We start from the raw sequence: 18,440 nt of genomic DNA on the forward strand, positions 1-18,440 counted from the left end.
GGAAGCGTCTATGCTAAATGATACAGTTTAATTTCACGAAATCCTGTCGCAACCTCTGAATGACCCACATAATGTGGGTCTTCGTTCAGATTGGGAAGGGATACAGCTAAGTTTATACTGTATGGCATTAGTCATAAAGTAGTCTCACTGCATAAACAAGAACACTCATGCTAATGCTACAGTACAATATTCGAATGAAATCAAGAAAGTCGGAGGAACAACAAATGATAGAAATTGCAACAGTACGTAATGAACTAGATAGAACTTCAGGCAAGTTAAAAGACTTTAGGGGGTCTCTTTGACTTAGAAAACAAAGAGGTCCGAATTCAAGAATTAGAAGAGCTGATGACATTTCCTGATTTCTGGGACGATGCACAGGGAGCTCAAAAAGTGATTAATGAGACAAATGCATTAAAAGCTATTGTAGAAGAGTATCGTAATCTTGAATCCACTCAAGAAGACTTAGAGATGACTTTGGAATTGATAAAAGAAATGCCTGATGAAGAGTTGCAGGAAGACCTTGGTAACGAATTAAAAGATTTTACAAACAAGCTTAGTGATTTTGAATTGCAAATGTTACTTAGCGAGGAATACGATAAACATAATGCAATTTTAGAATTGCACCCTGGTGCTGGTGGTACTGAGTCTCAAGACTGGGGATCTATATTGTTACGTATGTACCAACGATGGGCAGATAAACGTGGCTTTAAAGTAGAAACAATCGATTATTTACCTGGAGATGAAGCTGGTATTAAGTCGGTAACTTTACTCATCAAAGGGCATAATGCATATGGCTATTTAAAAGCGGAAAAAGGCGTTCATCGTCTTGTTCGTATTTCTCCTTTTGACTCTTCAGGACGTCGTCATACTTCTTTTGTTTCATGTGAAGTAATGCCTGAGTTCACAGATGAAATCGAAATTGATATTCGTACTGAAGATTTGAAAATTGACACGTATCGTGCAACTGGTGCTGGTGGTCAGCATATTAATACGACAGACTCAGCAGTTCGTATTACACATTTACCTACAAATACAGTTGTTACTTGTCAATCAGAGCGTTCACAGATTAAAAACCGTGAGCATGCGATGAAATTATTAAAATCTAAACTTTATCAGCTGAAAATCGAAGAACAAGAAGCGCAATTATTGGAAATCCGAGGAGAACAAAAAGAAATCGGCTGGGGAAGTCAAATACGTTCTTACGTATTCCATCCATATTCGATGGTAAAAGATCACCGTACAAATGAAGAAAGTGGTAATGTTCATGCAGTTGTAGATGGTGAAATTGATCCGTTTATTCACGCTTACCTACGTTCAAAAATAAATTAATAGACGTTTTAAACACCGATGTTATAATTATATAATATCGGTTTTTTTATTTTTCAGAATATTAAGGATAGGGGAAGTAGAAATGAATATTAATGAGTTGAAAAACGAAGATTTAAGGAGAAAAAACTTCATTTTATTTTTAGCTTATGGGTTGGCTTCTGGGTTAGCTTTATTAGTACAAATTATTATTCAAGAGAAAACCGTGATTATTGTATCACTTGCAATTCCATTTATTATATCAGTCATCATGTATTTATTTGCAAGGAAAGCATCAGCTATTGCACTTATTTTTCCTTATTTTGTTATCCTCGCAGGAGCAATTACAGCATTAAGTATGAGTTTTTTTAATGTCGTGAGTGTTGCCACAATTGTATTAGCTTTATTTATCCTAATTTTAAGTAGTTTGCATTCTAAACAGAGTATTTTTATATTCGGTTATATTTTGTCGGTAATAGCCATGATTAATAATATATTAATGGACAACTCAGGTATATTTGAAGGTAGAATCGTCAATATTTTTCTTATACAGTTCGTTATGGCACTTGGGATTTTCCTACAAGTAAGACAAAGTAAAAAGTTATTCTCTAATGTCGAAAAGCTTATAGAAGATGCCAAGGTAAAATCAGTTGAAGATGCTTCCTTACATCAAAAATTAGAAACCGCTGTATCTGTCATTACGACTAATTTAGAGCAAATTCGCACTAATACATTTAATACCAATAATGCGCAGGCAGAAATGCTTGTTGCTGTTGGAGAAGTTAGTATTGGTTCTCAAAAACAAGCAGACCACGTAGTTGAAATTGTAAAAAATACAGAGGCAACTTCTGATTCTGTTAAAGAAATGGCCGGACATTTGCATGAAATTGTTAAACAAGCAGAATTAGCAGAACAGAATGCTTCGGATGGCTCTGCAGTGATGGAGAAGATGAAATATGAAATTGATCAATTTACAGTCTTTTTTGTAGAATTAAATAAAACGTTTAATGGACTTTCTGAAAAAATTAATGAAACAAATAATTTTGCAAGTGATATTCGCCAAATTACTTCACAAACTAATCTTCTAGCCCTAAACGCCTCAATAGAAGCTGCAAGAGCCGGAGAACTAGGCAAAGGATTTGCTGTCGTTGCAGAAGAAATCCGAAAACTTGCAGGAGTAACCGATCAATCACTGGAAAAAATAGATGATAATTTGAATCAATTAAATAAATTCAATCAAGAGGCTCTTAATAAGCTAGAAAATGGAGTGAACCAAATTTACGCTCAAGTAGCAACAGCTGATAAATCCAATAAGTCATTTAACATACTTCATGAAACAATGAAGAATTTACAAAACGAGTTAGCTAAATTCTTACAAGATGTGGATGTCATTTCAAATAATACAGAATCCATTAGTCTTAGTACAAATGAGTTCGCCGCAATTATAGAAGAAAGTACAGCCACTGTAGAAGAGTTCAACGCAACACTTGTTCAAATAACCGAAGATCAACAGGCTATTGCCAAATATATCGATCAAACATACAAAGAAGCGCAGAGCATTAATAAAATATAGCTACTACTAAAAGCATGTCTAGAGACACAATGCTACTGATTTCCGTTTCATGTGGACACTTTCCGTGGAGTGAGAGATGAGCTATCACGGTCGACAACGAGTAGATGTGATAGCTCATTTGTCTTACACCGTTCACTGGAGTCGCTAACTTTCACTCCAACCAATTAAGCGAGTAGTAATTAACTTCTAATTAGAATTGAGCTTTTTAGTCATGATGTAAGTCTTTACAATCATAAAAATGCTATGAAAAAGATTTCGCTTTTTCTCTGTTTCTTCTCTTATTAAATAAATGGGGTTTTGACTATAGTCATTTTCATAATTACTCATTTCAATATAAATTAGAAATATTTATGTGATGTTATATTCAACTATCCGAACATTTAAAGTGGACTTCGTTGATTGGAGCGCAAGGTGCCGACTTCAGCGGTAATAGCATGAACTGAAAGCCCCGCAGAAAAAACATTGGCCAAACTTTGTTTGACCGATGTCTTTGCGACGAGTAACCGCAGGAGCATATGTTTTCGTAGCGACGAGGAGATTGAAGTCATGCCCGCGGAAAGCGACCGCCTGATGCAGAAATCAACATTGTTTGGCTTTTACTAATGATTACTTTTTTATGAACTTGACTCAATTGTATGTATAGATCACTAATGTTGAGAGATAACATATATATCATCCAAAATCCTCTACTTCATTCACTTCACCTAGTCAACACGCTATCTTGTTGAAGTTCACAAATTACTTCTCACTTGTTATACTAGTGCAGGCAAATACAAGTATTTAAGTGAAAGAGGATAAGAAATGGAAACTAATTATAATCGTAGACAATATAAAGAACCACATCCCCTCATAAAAAATTCGAAAGATTATGTTTATGTAATTGTTGGCGCAGCTATTATTGCTTTAGCATTTAACGTCTTTTTATTACCAAACCAAATCGCTTCAGGTGGAGTTAGTGGGATCAGTACAATTTTAAAAGGAGTTTTTGGTTGGGAGCCAGGACTTGTGCAATATGCTTTTAATATTCCTTTGTTTATATCAGGACTTATCTTTTTGGGAGCAAAATTTGGTATTAAATCCTTAGTTGGAACATTAGTGCTGCCAGCAGTGGTGTTAGTGTCTGCTAATTGGGAACCATGGACGATGAATCCATTACTTGGCGCATTATTTGGCGGAATTACTGTAGGCCTTGGCTTAGGCCTAGTTTTTAGAGGCGGTGCGTCCACAGGTGGAACCGATTTAGCTGCTCAAATAATTACAAAATATACAGGATTTTCTCTTGGGACAAGTGTCCTCTTATTAGATGGATTGATAGTACTTAGTGCAGCAGTCGTTTTCGACATTGAGAAGGCTCTTTATGCGCTAATAGCATTGTTTGTTACGACAAAAACGATTGATCTTGTTCAATTAGGGTTTAGTCAATCCAAAATGATTTATATTATTACGAATAAACAAGATGAAATTAGAGATGCTATATATACCGAGATAGATCGCGGTGTAACAAAACTTCCAGCTTATGGTGGGTATACGAATATAGAAAGACCAATTTTAATGGTTGTGGCATATCAGACAGAGTTCACAAAGTTGAAACATATCATTAAAACTATTGACCCTGCTGCTTTTGTCATAGTTTCGGATGCCTATGAGGTACTGGGAGAAGGTTTCAAAAGATCTTAACTAAGGTATAATATTTATGCAAACTAAATTAGGGAGGTAGTAACATGAACAAGAAACTTTTAGCTTTAATATTAGGGGCAGGGTTAGTACTAGCAGCATGTGGTGGCGGTGATGATAATGCCGATAAAGATACGGATAAATCAACAGACTCAGGTACAACAACTGAAACAGCCTCTGTGGATGCAGAAAAGATAGTTAGTGCAAAATGTATTAGCTGTCACGGTCAAAATTTAGAAGGGCAAGGTAACTTCCCAGCTCTAAATAATGTAGGTTCACGCTTATCAGAAGATGAAATTTTAAACGTTATTGAAAACGGTAGAGGCGCTATGCCTGGTGGAATTATTTCTGGTGATGACGCTCAAGCAGTAGCAGAGTGGTTAGCTGCTAAGAAGTAATTTTAGTGAAAATCAAACCTAAATATGGAATCAGCTGCTCTTATTGAGCAGCTGATTTTTTTATTGATATAAAAGAAGGAATCTCCGCGATTGGTGTAGAATGTATGTTGAAGAAGGGTATAAAGTAGGTAAGAGAAATTTACTATTTAGGCTAAAACGTAGGTTTGTTTTTAAAAAAACTACCTATAATTACCTATAAATTGAAATCTATTTGTAACAAACAAAAGCTCTTCTAATGTTATAATAGGCGTGTTGCATTTTATGACGAATCTAATTAGGTGGTTTATAATGATAGAAATGATAAATGTCTACAAAAAATACCCGAATGGTATTGTTGCCGCTAACGGTATTGATGTAAAGATTGAACAAGGTGATTTTGTCTATGTAGTAGGACCAAGTGGAGCAGGAAAATCGACATTCATCAAAATGATGTATCGAGAAGAACGCCCTACCTCAGGAGATATTTTGATCAATGGTACCAATTTAGCAAGTCTCAAAAACAGTAAAGTACCATATTTAAGACGTCAAATTGGTGTAGTATTCCAAGACTTTAAGTTATTACCCCGTTTGAATGTTTATGAAAATGTGGCGTTTGCATTAGAAGTTATTGAAGAAACACCAAAAGTAATACGCAAAAAAGTTATGGATGTATTAGAGTTAGTTGGTTTGAAACATAAAGCAAGAATGTTCCCAACAGAGCTTTCAGGAGGAGAACAGCAACGTGTGTCGATTGCTCGTTCAATTGTGAATACTCCACAGCTAGTAATTGCAGATGAACCGACAGGAAATTTAGATCCAGAAACTTCATGGGAAATTATGAATATATTTGAAGAAATCAATGCTCGAGGAACAACGATTATTATGGCAACTCATAATAGAGAAATTGTTAATACTATTAGACACCGTGTTATAGCAGTTGAGGGTGGATTAATCACTCGAGACGAATACGGAGGAGAATACGGTTATGAAGGGTAGAACATTAGGAAGACACTTCAGAGAAAGTTTAAAGAGCATCAGTCGCAACGGGTGGATGACATTTGCTTCCGTAAGTGCAGTAACAGTTACATTGTTACTTGTTGGAGTGTTCGTCATGATCATGATGAACTTAAACAAAGTAGCAGATGATTTGGAGAAAGACGTAGAGATTAAAGTCTATGTTGAGTTAACAGCAGATGAAGCTTCTATAACAAAACTAGAGCAAGAGATTAAAGAGACAGCTGGAGTAGCAGAAGTTAAATATTCTCCAAAAGGTGATGAATTAAGTAAATTAGTAGTTGATTTTGGAGAAGATTTACGATTATATGACCAACAGAATCCATTACATAATGTATTTTATGCTAAAGCTACAAATCCTCAAGAGACCGAAGCAGTCGCAAAGAAATTAGACCGTCTCGATAATACGTTTGAAGTGAAGTATGGCGAAGGAAAGATAGAAAATTTATTCTCGTTCTTGAACACGGGAAGAAACGTTGGGTTAGTACTGATTTTAGCATTGCTATTTACAGCAATGTTCCTAATTTCTAACACAATTCGTATTACTATCGTTGCAAGAAGAAGAGATATTGAAATTATGAAATTGGTTGGAGCTACGAATTGGTTTATACGTATTCCTTTCATCTTAGAAGGTATGTGGCTTGGAATTTTAGGGTCTATTGTTCCTATCACGTTAGTAACAGTACTCTACTATAATATTTCTAATTTGCTAGCACCAAAATTGAAACAAGGAAAATTATTTGAACTGCTAGATTTCTCGCCATTTATTTATCAAGTAAACGGCTTGATCTTATTAATGGGCGTACTCATAGGCGTTTGGGGAAGTTTTATGTCAGTCCGTAAGTTTCTACGTGTGTAGTTTGTAAATTGAAGGGAGCAAGAAGTGTTGAGAAAACAGTCTAAATGGATGCTAAGAATTATGGCGATAGCTACTACAGGTGCACTTTTAATAACAACACCAAGTGCTTTAGCTAATACTCTAGATGATTTAAAAAACGAACAAAAACAATTAGAACAAAAGAAAAATAGTATTGACTCAAATATTAAAGATACAGAAGGCAAGATTGACCAAAACGTATCAAAAATAGATCAAATTATGGCTCAAATAAAAGAGCTGGATACTAAGATTATTAGTACGGAATCTCAGATTGCTGAAGTGCTAAACCAAATTAAATTAACAACAACTGAGATTGAAAAATTACATGCTTCAATTAAAGAACTTGAAAGAAAAATTGAAGAGCGTGATGAACTATTAAAAGAACGAATCCGTGCAGTTCAAGTAAGTGGGGGTTCTGTTAGTTACCTAGATGTATTGCTAGGGGCAAATAGTTTCATCGATTTTATTGACCGCTTTTCTGCAGTCAATACGTTGATGGATGCAGACCGTACCATCTTAAAAGAACAGGCAGATGATAAAGCCCAATTAGAAGAGCAACAAGCAAGCCTAGAGAAAAAACTCCAACAACAGGAAGATAGTAAAAATGAGCTTGTAAGTTTGAAGGCATCTCTAGACACTCAAAAGGCTTCAAAAGGTAATTTAGTAGATCAGTTAGAAGTAGAACAGGCTAAATTACATGAAGAAAAAGAAGTATTAGAAACAGAATATGACGAAATTCTAAACTTAAGCCAAGAAACGCAAAATAAAATTGTTGCTGAACAAAAAAGAATAGCAGAAATTGCAAGAAAAGCAGCTGAAGAAAAGAAACGTAAAGAAGCGGAAGAAAGAAAACGTCAGCAAGCTGCGAGTGGCGGTTCTTCTTCAGCCATACCAAATGTCTCTGCTGGTTCTTGGACTAGACCTGCATCTGGACGCTTCACTTCTGGATATGGTAGTCGAACACACCCGATACATGGTGTAGTAAAAACTCACTATGGTATTGATATTGCAAACAGTACAGGTACCCCGGTAGTATCGGCTGCAGATGGAGTTGTTTCTTATGCTTCTCCGCTCAGCACATATGGAAATGTAATTATGGTAACTCATTCTATTGACGGTCAAATTTTTACTTCGCTATATGCGCATTTAAGCAGTATTAAAGTAAGTAAAGGACAAGTTGTGTCGAAAGGGCAGATTATCGGTGGAATTGGTACTACTGGTAACTCTACTGGACCTCATTTGCATTTTGAAATTCATTTAGGAAACTGGGAAGGTATGGCGAAAAACTCTGTTAACCCATTGAGATATATTTCCTTATAATATTTAAACAATGCTTCTCCAATCTGAACTGCGCCCTAAATTTTGGACAGTATAATAAAAGCAACCTTCTATTTAAGCAGCTATCAGATGGCTTCGGTATTCTACCGGAGTCATCTTTTTTGATTCCATTGTTTTCTTGATTCGTTGTAGAAAATCATGTAGCTATCAACCCGTTGTTTTAATTCATCAAAGGTTTTTGATTGTTTATATTCCATCTCATCTTTCATGTGTCCAAAGAAGGACTCCATTGGTGCATTATCGATACAGTTGCCTCTTCGAGACATAGATTGCTTCATATTCATTTGTTTCAATCGTTTTTGAAATTCTGGATGTGTATAATGGAATCCCTGATCAGAATGGATCATGGCTTCTGGATGAACATTTTCCACTAGTTTTTCTTTCAACTTAACGAGCGTATTGTAAGCGATAGTCATTTTTAGCGTTTGAGATAATTCATAAGCGACTATTTCACGTGTAGCTACATCTTTTACACAGGAGAGGTACGCTGTTTTTCCACGATACTTCAAATAGGTAATATCGGTTAAGAATACTTTTCCAGGTTCATCTTGTGTAAATTCGCGATTTAAAACATTTGGTAATGTCTTATGTTCTTGAGTTGCTTTTGCAATATTTCTATATGGGTTTGCCCGACGTACTTTCGCAAAGAAATTGTATTTTCTCATTAGACGACGGATTTTCTTTGGATTCATTGGTGTTTCAAGTAACGCACACACTTCCATATAAAGCCCACGGTAGCCAATTTTCCCTTTGAATGCATCGTAGATGCACTTTAAAAAGAGATAATCTTCATAATCATTATGCGCTCGTAATGCATGCTTTTCCGTGTTCTGCATCCATGCATAATAACCGCTGCGACTAACATTCGCAACTGCACATAATTCAGAGACGCTATTTATTAGTTGGTATTTGCGAATTACTTCATTGATAATTTCGTATTTTTTATGTGCAGCTACTAGCGTTTCTTCGCCTGCCTTTCGAGTTCCTCCAGCTTTTTTAGTAGTTCGATTTCCGCTTCTAAATAACGAATACGAGCTTCTGCTTTTTCCAGTTTTTTATTGGGTGATAGATTTTTTGTATTCGGTCGACCTGTACTTCCTTTACCTCGACGCTCCTCAAAAAATCCATCTTCACCATATTGATTGAAGGTTCTTCTCCAACGGTTTAAAGAATTCTTAGCTTTGGTAGAACCAATCATTTCAAGATCAAATCCATTTTCTATAAAGATTTGTGAAGGACCTTTACCTGCTAAATTCTGTTCGACTGCTATTTTTTTAAACTCAGGTGTATATTGAATCGCTCGATCAGATACTGAAGCTACATTAGGATTGGCTTCTAACAGTTGTCGTTGATGTTCATTAAAATAGATTTTACTCATAAGTGTAACTCCCGTTCCTATATATTAGGTTTTAGTATAACGGGCTTTTTCCATAGAAAAAACCCCGAAAGGGCACTTTTTTTAAAGTGTCCACTATTCGGGGTTCAGTTCAAATCATGGAGAGGCGTTGTTTTTTTTAGAATTAAAAAGTCTTAGAATTTAATAGAGTATTTCTACTACAATTCTCAGATAACAGTAAACAGGGAATACTATGATTTCCGTTTCACGTGGACGCTTTCCGCGGGCTGTCTATGAGCCTCCTATGGAGTCTCGCCTGGACACGCAATTCCCGCTGGAGTCGCCACGTTACACTCCAAACAATAAGTAGATATTACTTTATAATTGAACCGGATTAGTATTATAAAAACAATAATTAGAATAGGTTGATGAAAAAGAGCGAACAGCAGTGCCATTCGTATAGTAGGGATTTTTACATCGAGAAATCACTGTTACTTGCTTTGGTAGGTTGGATACTTGCTCTCGATGTAGATTCACTTAAGTAATAGGGATTATATCCATTTATTTGGTATCTTTTATCCTATTTATGTAATTTCATCGGTGAAATAGAGGATGTGTGCCTTCCAAGCCGCATGAGCGCGAAGAATGAGACTTCAAAAAGGATGAAGGAGCGTAAGCGACCATCCTTGAAGGCTCAAGCGTAGCGTGCGGCAAGCATACATCCGGATAGAAAGTTTCTTTATGATAAAATTTCTACCTGATGATTAGTAACTTGCTTTGGTAGGTTGAATACTTGCGGTCATGTAGATAATACTTGCATATATGAATCGTTTACTTGTTCTAGATGCAAATTTACTTGCGAAAAGGAATAATTATCCATTTACCAACGGAATCTTGATACTACTAATGTGATAATTCGTTCCTTTAGAAATTAATTCTATTTAATTGTCGAAAAATAGGATGTGTGCCTTCCAAGCCGCATGAGCGCGAAGAATGAGACTTCAAAAAGGATGAAGGAGCGTAAGCGACCATCCTTGAAGGCTCAAGCGTAGCGTGCGGCAAGCATACATCCGGATAGAAAGTTTCTTTATGATAAAATTTCTACCTGATGATTAGTAACTTGATTTGGTAGGTTGAATACTTGCGGTCATGTAGATAATACTTGCATATATGAATCGTTTACTTGTTCTAGATGCAAATTTACTTGCGAAAAGGAATAATTATCCATTTACCAACGGAATCTTGATACTACTAATGTGATAATTCGTTCCTTTAGAAATTAATTCTATTTAATTGTCGAAAAATAGGATGTGTGCCTTCCAAGCCGCATGAGCGCGAAGAATGAGACTACAAAAAGGGTGAAGGAGCTTAAGCGACCATCCTTGAAGGCTCACGCGTAGCGTGCGGCAAGCACACATCGGATAGAAAGTTTTTTTATGATAAAATTTCTACCTTATGATTAGTTACTTGCTTTGTTAGGTTGAATACTTGCGGTCATGTAGATAATACTTGCATATATGGATCGTTTACTTGTTCTAGATGCAAATTTACTTGCGAAAAGGAATAATTCTCCTTTTATTGATGGAAATCTTTATACTACTTATGTGAGAATTCGTTCCTTTAAAAATCAATTCTATTTCATCGGTGAAAAATAGGATATGTGCCTTCCAAGCCGCATGAGCGCGAAGAATGAGACTTCAAAAAGGATGAAGGAGTGTAAGCGACCATCCTTGAAGGCTCATGCGTAGCGTGCGGCAAGCGCACATCCGGATAGAAAGTTTCTTTATGGTAAAATTTCTACCTGATGATTAGTTGTTTGCTTTGTTAGGTTGAATATTTGCGGTCATGTAGATAATACTTGCATATATGGATCGTTTACTTGTTCTAAATGCAAATTTCCATCAATAAAAGGAATAATTATCCTTTTATTGATGGAAATCTTTATACTACTAATGTGACAATTCGTTCCTTTAGAAATTAATTCTATTTAATTGTCGAAAAATAGGATGTGTGCCTTCCAAGTCGCATGAGCGCGAAGAATGAGACTTCAAAAAGGATGAAGGAGCGTAAGCGACCATCCTTGAAGGCTCATGCGTAGCGTGCGGCAAGCACACATCCGGATACAAAACTACTCAATAAATAAATGCATACCCAATTACCAGTTCTTAATTCACTACATAGTCACATATTCAGCTCATTTAATTCGTATTTAAAGCAACAGATAACATATAATAAGGGCAGTGAAATATTATCGTACCAGTAGGAGGTATAATATGAAGAAAAAAGTTATTGGACTAGTAGTTATAGCTGCATTAGTAGCAATCGCAACAATATCCTTTGTAAGAGATAATATTGATGAACAAGAAGCATTTGCGGGCGAGCAAATGGGTACTGATTTAGCGAACAATGCTGCAAACGAAGGCTTAGGAAAAGGAAATGCAGCACCTAATTTTACTCTGACTACACTAGCGGGTGAGGAAGTCACACTCGCAGATTATAAAGGAAAGAAAGTTGTATTAAATTTTTGGGCAACTTGGTGTCCTCCTTGTAAAGCAGAGATGCCACATATGCAAAACTATTATGAAGATATGGCAGAGAAAGAAAATGTGGAAATTTTAGCGGTCAATTTGACAAGTACTGATACTGGTCTGGACAAAGTCAAAGCGTTTCAAGAAGATTATGCACTTAGCTTTCCTATACCACTAGATGAGGAAGGGATAGTTGGGGAAACATATCAAGCGATTACAATACCAACTACTTATATGATAGATACTACGGGAACCATTCAAAATAAGATTGTTGGACCGATGGACGAGCAAATGTTGACAGACTATGTGAGTAATTTAAAATAACAACCGATTTTTGAGCAAGTATTAAACTCCTGTTTTCACACATATATTAGTGGAAAAGTAGGAGGTTGAACTTGCGCAAAAGTCGGTTTTTTCTTTATGGTTTGTTAGTCGTTGTTATCTTAGGTATCGGGTATATGTGGTTGATGAAACCTTCAGCTACAGAACAAAAAAGTGTGAGCAATAGTCAAGTCATTGATGAAGCGTTCAAATTAATAAAAAAAGAGGCGGTATTCTCTAAAAATGAAAATCTGCTCGTTGAAGGTGCAATTCGTGGAATGGCAGATGCGTTAGAAGATCCACATAGTACGTATTTAACTAAGGAAGAAGCTGCGAATCAAGAGGCTTCACTTGCAGAAGAAAGAGTTGGAATTGGAGCGGAGATTATGCTCTCGGCAGGGAAATTTGTCGTAGTGGCACCTTTAAAGGATTCGCCTGCTTTTAAAGCTGGCTTAAAATCTCAGGATGAAATTGTACGTGTGAACGAAGAAAGAGTAGAAGGCAAGTCAATGGCAGAGTTAATACAGCTGTTAAGTGGTAAAAAAGGATCTAACTTGAAAATGACGGTGTATCGAGCTAGTGAGAATCGCCATGTAGAATTACATATGAAACGTGATACGATTGCGATGCATACGGTTTCCAGTGATATTTATGAAGTAGAAGACTATTCAATTGGTATTGTGAATATCACTTTATTTGGTGAGAAGACTGGAGAAGAGTGGGAGAAACAAACGAAGGCATTAGTGGAACGAGGGATAGATGGGCTAGTAATTGATGTAAGAGGAAACCCTGGCGGCTATTTGTTTAGTGTATCTACTATTATCGGTACTTTATTGCCGAATGGCTCCACTTTCGCCTATATGCAAGATGCAAAAGGTGTGTTGGAAATGCTTAATACTGAAACACAGGATAATCAGTATCTAAACAAGCTCCCAGTAGTGCTATTACAAAATGGTGGAAGTGCTTCCGCAAGTGAAGTGCTAGCTGGAGCATTGAAGGATAACCAGCGTGCGATGATTGTCGGAGAAACAAGTTTTGGTAAAGGGACTGTTCAGGAAACACGTCCACTGAAGAATGGTGGAAAGCTTAAAATCTCTACTCATAAATGGCTTACTCCAAAACAAGAGTGGATTCATCATAAAGGCATTCAAGCAGACTTACAGGTCGAACCTGATGAATTATATACAATGGATACAAAATATTATCAAGGTAATTTTCGTGTAGGTGACTTTGGGGAAGAGGTAAAGTATGTTCAACAAGTATTAGGCGCACTTGGTTATAATATAAGTCGCCAAGATGGATACTTTGATGAAGATACGGGAGCAGCAGTTGAAAAATATCGAGAGGAGAGAAGCTTGGATAAATTCAATGAGATAGATGATGCACTTTTTCAGTCATTAACAAAAACTATTCTGGATTATAAAACTAGTAGAGAAAATGATAAGCAGTTCCAAATGGGTATTAGTTATTTACTTCATGATATAAAATAACAAAGTAAATACGAAAATCCTATACGCAAAGCCCTCTCTGTTTGTTACAATAATAGGAAGTATAGTTGCAAGTGAGGGGGATGCGTATGGTGCAAGAAATTTTAATCGAATTGGTTAAAGGAATTGGACGTTTTTTCCTTCATCCTTCAGTATATATTACGCTTCTCTTCTCGATATTGATCGGATATGTTCGAGTAAAAAGAGAAAGAAGGCAGTTTCGCACAAGATTACTATGGGGATGGACAGAAACTAAGAAATTCTTGTTGGATGGATTAATTTGGGCGTTAATTATATCTGTTGTCAGTGTAGTTGTGGGATTAGTTATTCCTAATTCTTGGTTATGGGTATATAGCGCGTGGATGATTTTATTTATATTATTATTTACGTATCAGTTTGGTTCTGCGATTTACGCAATTGCATTAGGTACGGCAACAATCTATGCCATGTATACATATGGCTGGTCATTAGACCTATATTCATGGACTATTTCTGGTTTGGATATTTTACAAAATGGGATTGTTCCAATAGCTATAATAGCGGGTCTTCTACTTATTGTTGAAGGTGTTCTTATTCAAAAACATGGTGCTTCACAAGCTTCTCCAAAACTAGTGATGACTGCTAGAGGTGTAGAAGCAATCGTTTATCATGTAAAAAGATTATGGCTATTGCCTATATTACTTATAATTCCTGGCGATGTCATTCCGACTTATTTACCTTATTGGCCACAGTTTTTACTTGGTGAAACGAGCTTTTCTTTGGTTTTATTTCCATTTGTAATTGGCTTCCAACAAAAATCTCAACATTCTCTACCCATTCATTTCTTCGCAGGATACGGAAAAATTGTTTGGCAATTAGGGATTGTTATAACGATAATTGCAGCTTTCGGTTATTTTGAGCCATTAGTTAGTGCAATTGCTCTACTAGTCGGAGTAATAGCAAGATTGCTTATAACAATCATAAAGTATCAACAAGAAAAAACAGGGAATTATGCTGTCTCACCACAATCGAATGGTGTTATGATTGCGGGTGTCCTGTCCGGTTCTCCAGCAGAGAAAATGGGGCTGTTAATAGGAGAACGTATTGTAAAAGTAAACGGACAAAAAGTTGAAAACGAACAGGAATTATATGAAGCAGTTCAAATAAATGCCGCGCATTGTCGGCTTGAAGTATTAGATTCAAATGGAGAATTACGTCTTCGTCAGCACATATTATTTAGACATGATCATTATCGACTAGGTCTAATCTTAGTTAGATAGGAGAAACTATGGAATCACTATCACTCACAACTCAAATAATATTGGCTATTTTTGCTCCTGCAGCACTCGTTGTATTATTTACACGCATAACATTCAATCATTATGTTGCGTTAATATTAACCGTTGCATTATTTGCCGCATCAGTCTATGCAGGCTACACACATCGATGGTGGATTTATATGATCGACGCTGCATCACTTACAATCGGCTTCTGGTATAGTACTCATATGAAAACTAGTAAAAATAAAAAAAATCCGCCTCTTTGAAAGAGAGCGGATTTTTTTGTTCAAAGTTAAGAAAGTATATAAAAATACAGAATGAACACTGGTTTTACTTAACTTTTAAGAATGAATAATGCTACTGATTTCCGTTTCAGGTGGACGCTTTCCGCGGGCTTGGCTTTAGCCTCCTCGTTCGCTACGCTCCCTGCGGGGTCTTCAGCTCAAGCTATCCCGCTGGAGTCGCCACCTTACACTCCAATCAATATAATGTGTAGTACTAAACTATAAGATTTAGCAAAGTATATCGCTGAGATATTAAGAGTCATCAAAAAAAATTTATAGGGATAAAACCTATCTGCCCTATTAGGAATACTATTTTATAATAAAAGAAGAAGGTAAGTTTATTTATAAGAGTCAACTTGATCATAACTCTTATAAGATAAAAAAACTATATTTATGTGGTTTTATATCCAATTATCCGTTTATATAAAGTGGACCTAGTTGATTGGAGCGCAGAGCGGCGACTCCAGTGGGAACAGCACGAGCTGAAGACCCTGGACTGAGCGTAGCGAAAATCTTTTTTGCGACGAGCTTGCGCAGGAGCGAAGGAAGCGGCTGAAGCCGTGCCCACGGAAAGCGTCCGCTCGGAGCGGAAATCAAAGGCATAAATTTTATGTACGATTAAAATATCAAACTATATACAGCTAAAACTCCGATTGTACCAAGTACAACAACCATCACATTTGAAAATAGAAAAGCTAAGCTAAATGCCACAACCGTTCCTATTAAACCAAATAATAGATTATCTTGTTGTACGTATAAAATAGCTGGAAAGATTAAAGCACCTAAGACTGCAAAAGGAATATTACGTAATACACCTGATACGACTGGAGGCAATTCTTTTCCCTCTAAAAAGGTGAGAGGAAACGCCCGAGGAATATATGTAACAAGAGCCATTCCAAGCAATGTCCACCAATACCACATACCCATTTGTTATACCCCCTTTGGTAAATTTTTCCCACGTTTTGCATAAATTATTTCGATAAAAATAGAAGAAGCCAGTGTAGCAACTAAAATGGACCAACCAGTGGATAATAGCTGAGTCCAGTAAAAGAACCCGTTAATCATAGCTGCTAAAAGAGCAAGCATTACTACCTTTCTATTTCCTCGCATAGAGGGTACTAGTAGTCCGACAAACATGGCATACAAAGCAATGGACATAGCTGCTTGTAAAAATGCTGGAAGATTTGCCCCAATGACATGACCAACTGCAGTAAAGACAACCCAGCTACTATAAGCTATTAAGGCTACTCCAAAGGCAAAAGGTGTAGCTATTTTCTTATCTTTTTGTGTAGCTAGTACCGAAAAACTCTCATCTGTGATTCCAAAAGCATAAATACCTTTAATCCACCTTTTTTCACTTTGCATCTTTTCGTTCAGCGCAGCCGTCATTAAGAAGTGACGAATATTAACGACAAACGTATTTAAAACGATTAAAATAGGGTCAACACCTTTTGAAATGAGTGTGAGGGACATATATTGAGCTGCTCCTGCATAAACGAAAATACTCATAGCTGTGGCTTCCCAAATTGAAAGTCCAGTCGTTTTTGCAAGCAAGCCAAATGTTAGGGCAACCGGAAAATAACCAATAGCAATACTGATTCCAGCCTTTAATCCTGAAAAAAATGATCTATTATTCACAAAACGTTCACCACCTGAATACATAATCAACAAATTATACTATAAGAAGTGAGTTTTATGTACAGTAATATTGGGAATAGTATAAATATACATATTTGGAGGAGAGCCAAATGCCGGACTGGTTTTCAATAGAGACATTAACAGATTTAACACATGATTATCGAGCACTAGGACCACTAATTGGTATTCTATTGCCGTTTTTGGAGGCCTTTCTTCCATTTTTACCATTAGTCGTTTTTATAGTTGCTAACGTCAATGCATATGGTCTACTGATTGGTTTTCTTATTTCCTGGATAGGATCGGTTGCCGGTTCCTATGCAGTATTCTTAGTGATTCGAAAATATGGACGAGCACGTGTCCTAGGTTTTATAACGAGGCATGTGAGAATTCAAAAACTTATAAAATGGGTAGAGAGAAATGGATTTGGACCACTCTTTTTACTCGTTTGCTTCCCGTTCACACCTTCTGCTTTAGTCAATATTGTTGCGGGACTTTCAGATATGAAAAAAAATACGTATTTCTGGACGCTGGCATTAGGTAAACTCATTATGATTTTTGTTGTCAGTTTTATTGGTTCAGACATTAAGGCATTGATTACTCAACCTATTAGAACAGCTATTGTCATTTTGCTAATTGCTATTCTATGGTTTGTTGGTAAAGCAATTGAAAAAAGAATAAATAAAAAAGTAGAAGCAGATTTTCGATTAATCAGCAGCGAAAGAAAAAACAAAAGAGGAGAAAGTCTTGAATAATGTAAAAAAAGAAATGCTGGAATGGTTAATGGCATTAGTAATAGGTATCTTAATCGTGATGTTCGTCAGAATGTTCATTGTGACAAATTATGAGGTAGTGGGTCAGTCGATGATGCCAACATTGCATAATAAAGATAAAGTGATTGTGACAAAACTTTCCAAAATCGAGCATATGGATATTGTGATTTTCCATGGAGATCAGGGTGAAGATTATGTAAAGCGTGTCATTGGTCTACCAGGTGATAAGATTAGTTATGAGAACGATGAGTTGTTTATTAACAACAAAAAAGTAGAAGAGCCTTTTCTAGAATCTTATAGTGCATATGAAAATCCAAATGATAACTTCACAGGAAATTTTGAATTAGAGGAAATGACCGGAAGTAACCGGGTTCCACCAGATAAATTGTTTGTTTTAGGAGATAATCGTATTTCTAGCATGGATAGTCGATATTTTCACTTTGTAGATACTGAAAAAATTGTTGGTGAGGTGCAAGCACGTTACTGGCCGATTTCGCAGTCAACGACTCAATTCACTACCGAATAATTTCCCTCTCTGTAGTATGTTTTGTACAATAGAGATAGGAGATTATTCGGGTTTTTTTATTACTATATCAAATTTTGGATAAATTTCCCGTTCCGCAAGTAAATTAGCATCGAGAGCAAGTAAACAGACAGTA

Annotated in this window: 15 protein-coding genes and 1 pseudogene; 13 read left to right on the forward strand and 3 right to left on the reverse strand. The window is 36.3% G+C overall.

Features of this window, described 5'->3' with window-relative positions; translation table 11 throughout:
- Positions 1–224 precede the first annotated feature (224 nt).
- From prfB to ACQCPR_RS05015, 7 genes are all read left to right on the forward strand, one after another.
- Positions 225–1,329, forward strand: a protein-coding gene (gene prfB, locus ACQCPR_RS04985) for a peptide chain release factor 2 (protein ID WP_418939770.1) whose coding sequence is annotated in 2 segments (ribosomal slippage) — positions 225–290 and positions 292–1,329 — 1,104 coding nt in all. Because the reading frame shifts where the segments join, the coding sequence is not laid out codon by codon here.
- Positions 1,330–1,411: 82 nt separating this feature from the next.
- Positions 1,412–2,878 (forward strand): methyl-accepting chemotaxis protein, encoded by a 1,467-nt coding sequence (locus ACQCPR_RS04990; RefSeq protein WP_427138390.1) that lies wholly within the window; start codon positions 1,412–1,414, stop codon positions 2,876–2,878.
- Between the two features lie 801 nt (positions 2,879–3,679).
- Positions 3,680–4,555: a YitT family protein gene (locus ACQCPR_RS04995; RefSeq protein WP_427138391.1), complete on the forward strand. Its 876-nt coding sequence runs from the start codon at positions 3,680–3,682 to the stop codon at positions 4,553–4,555.
- Positions 4,556–4,599: 44 nt separating this feature from the next.
- Positions 4,600–4,950 (forward strand): cytochrome c551, encoded by a 351-nt coding sequence (gene cccB / locus ACQCPR_RS05000; protein ID WP_093494254.1) that lies wholly within the window; start codon positions 4,600–4,602, stop codon positions 4,948–4,950.
- 288 nt (positions 4,951–5,238) lie between these two features.
- A complete protein-coding gene (gene ftsE, locus ACQCPR_RS05005; RefSeq protein WP_090563293.1) occupies positions 5,239–5,925 on the forward strand; it encodes a cell division ATP-binding protein FtsE in 687 nt (228 codons plus the stop codon).
- Positions 5,915–6,802: a permease-like cell division protein FtsX gene (gene ftsX, locus ACQCPR_RS05010; protein WP_269920469.1), complete on the forward strand. Its 888-nt coding sequence runs from the start codon at positions 5,915–5,917 to the stop codon at positions 6,800–6,802. Before ftsE ends, ftsX begins: the two co-directional genes overlap by 11 nt.
- Before the next feature lie 24 nt (positions 6,803–6,826).
- Positions 6,827–8,140: a murein hydrolase activator EnvC family protein gene (locus ACQCPR_RS05015; RefSeq protein WP_269915647.1), complete on the forward strand. Its 1,314-nt coding sequence runs from the start codon at positions 6,827–6,829 to the stop codon at positions 8,138–8,140.
- Positions 8,141–8,212: 72 nt separating this feature from the next.
- On the opposite strand, the pseudogene ACQCPR_RS05020 reads toward ACQCPR_RS05015, so the two are convergent.
- Positions 8,213–9,536: pseudogene (locus ACQCPR_RS05020) on the reverse strand (IS3 family transposase).
- Positions 9,537–11,767: 2,231 nt separating this feature from the next.
- Between ACQCPR_RS05020 and ACQCPR_RS05025 the strand changes: the two are divergent.
- The 4 genes from ACQCPR_RS05025 to ACQCPR_RS05040 all read left to right on the forward strand — a co-directional run bounded on the left by ACQCPR_RS05025 (position 11,768) and on the right by ACQCPR_RS05040 (position 15,355).
- Positions 11,768–12,346 (forward strand): peroxiredoxin family protein, encoded by a 579-nt coding sequence (locus ACQCPR_RS05025; RefSeq protein ID WP_090563286.1) that lies wholly within the window; start codon positions 11,768–11,770, stop codon positions 12,344–12,346.
- 71 nt (positions 12,347–12,417) lie between these two features.
- The gene (locus ACQCPR_RS05030) at positions 12,418–13,833 is read left to right on the forward strand and encodes a S41 family peptidase (protein WP_090563284.1); all 1,416 of its coding nucleotides are present in this window, start codon (positions 12,418–12,420) and stop codon (positions 13,831–13,833) included.
- Between the two features lie 86 nt (positions 13,834–13,919).
- Positions 13,920–15,089, forward strand: coding sequence for a PDZ domain-containing protein (locus ACQCPR_RS05035; RefSeq protein WP_427138392.1), 1,170 nt, complete (start codon positions 13,920–13,922; stop codon positions 15,087–15,089).
- A gap of 8 nt (positions 15,090–15,097) precedes the next feature.
- The gene (locus ACQCPR_RS05040; RefSeq protein ID WP_090563280.1) at positions 15,098–15,355 is read left to right on the forward strand and encodes a CsbA family protein; all 258 of its coding nucleotides are present in this window, start codon (positions 15,098–15,100) and stop codon (positions 15,353–15,355) included.
- Positions 15,356–15,991: 636 nt separating this feature from the next.
- On the opposite strand, the gene ACQCPR_RS05045 is transcribed toward ACQCPR_RS05040, so the two are convergent.
- Positions 15,992–16,300, reverse strand: coding sequence for an AzlD domain-containing protein (locus ACQCPR_RS05045; RefSeq protein WP_211893376.1), 309 nt, complete (start codon positions 16,298–16,300; stop codon positions 15,992–15,994).
- A 3-nt stretch (positions 16,301–16,303) separates the two neighbouring features.
- Entirely contained in the window at positions 16,304–17,035 is a 732-nt protein-coding gene (locus ACQCPR_RS05050; RefSeq protein WP_427138909.1) for an AzlC family ABC transporter permease, read from the reverse strand.
- Between the two features lie 86 nt (positions 17,036–17,121).
- Here ACQCPR_RS05050 and ACQCPR_RS05055 point away from each other — a divergent pair, with 86 nt between their 5' ends.
- Together ACQCPR_RS05055 and lepB are read left to right on the forward strand one after the other, a co-directional pair.
- Positions 17,122–17,763, forward strand: coding sequence for a TVP38/TMEM64 family protein (locus ACQCPR_RS05055; RefSeq protein WP_090563273.1), 642 nt, complete (start codon positions 17,122–17,124; stop codon positions 17,761–17,763).
- Positions 17,756–18,307 carry a signal peptidase I gene (gene lepB / locus ACQCPR_RS05060; protein ID WP_269920463.1) on the forward strand — a complete coding sequence of 184 codons (552 nt, stop codon included), beginning with the start codon at positions 17,756–17,758 and terminating at the stop codon, positions 18,305–18,307. Before ACQCPR_RS05055 ends, lepB begins: the two co-directional genes overlap by 8 nt.
- The last annotated feature ends 133 nt before the right edge of the window (positions 18,308–18,440 follow it).

The organism is Psychrobacillus psychrodurans, from assembly GCF_050209195.1.
Taxonomy (GTDB): domain Bacteria; phylum Bacillota; class Bacilli; order Bacillales_A; family Planococcaceae; genus Psychrobacillus; species Psychrobacillus psychrodurans.

Coding starts and splice junctions, on each gene's coding strand:
- ACQCPR_RS05025 (WP_090563286.1), top strand. CDS start 11,768: ATGAAGAAAAAAGTTATTGGACTAGTAGTTATAGCTGCATTAGTAGCA.
- ACQCPR_RS04995 (WP_427138391.1), top strand. CDS start 3,680: ATGGAAACTAATTATAATCGTAGACAATATAAAGAACCACATCCCCTC.
- ACQCPR_RS04990 (WP_427138390.1), top strand. CDS start 1,412: ATGAATATTAATGAGTTGAAAAACGAAGATTTAAGGAGAAAAAACTTC.
- ftsX (WP_269920469.1), top strand. CDS start 5,915: ATGAAGGGTAGAACATTAGGAAGACACTTCAGAGAAAGTTTAAAGAGC.
- ACQCPR_RS05055 (WP_090563273.1), top strand. CDS start 17,122: ATGCCGGACTGGTTTTCAATAGAGACATTAACAGATTTAACACATGAT.
- ACQCPR_RS05045 (WP_211893376.1), bottom strand. CDS start 16,300: ATGGGTATGTGGTATTGGTGGACATTGCTTGGAATGGCTCTTGTTACA.
- ftsE (WP_090563293.1), top strand. CDS start 5,239: ATGATAGAAATGATAAATGTCTACAAAAAATACCCGAATGGTATTGTT.
- ACQCPR_RS05035 (WP_427138392.1), top strand. CDS start 13,920: ATGGTGCAAGAAATTTTAATCGAATTGGTTAAAGGAATTGGACGTTTT.
- ACQCPR_RS05040 (WP_090563280.1), top strand. CDS start 15,098: ATGGAATCACTATCACTCACAACTCAAATAATATTGGCTATTTTTGCT.
- cccB (WP_093494254.1), top strand. CDS start 4,600: ATGAACAAGAAACTTTTAGCTTTAATATTAGGGGCAGGGTTAGTACTA.
- ACQCPR_RS05050 (WP_427138909.1), bottom strand. CDS start 17,035: ATGTATTCAGGTGGTGAACGTTTTGTGAATAATAGATCATTTTTTTCA.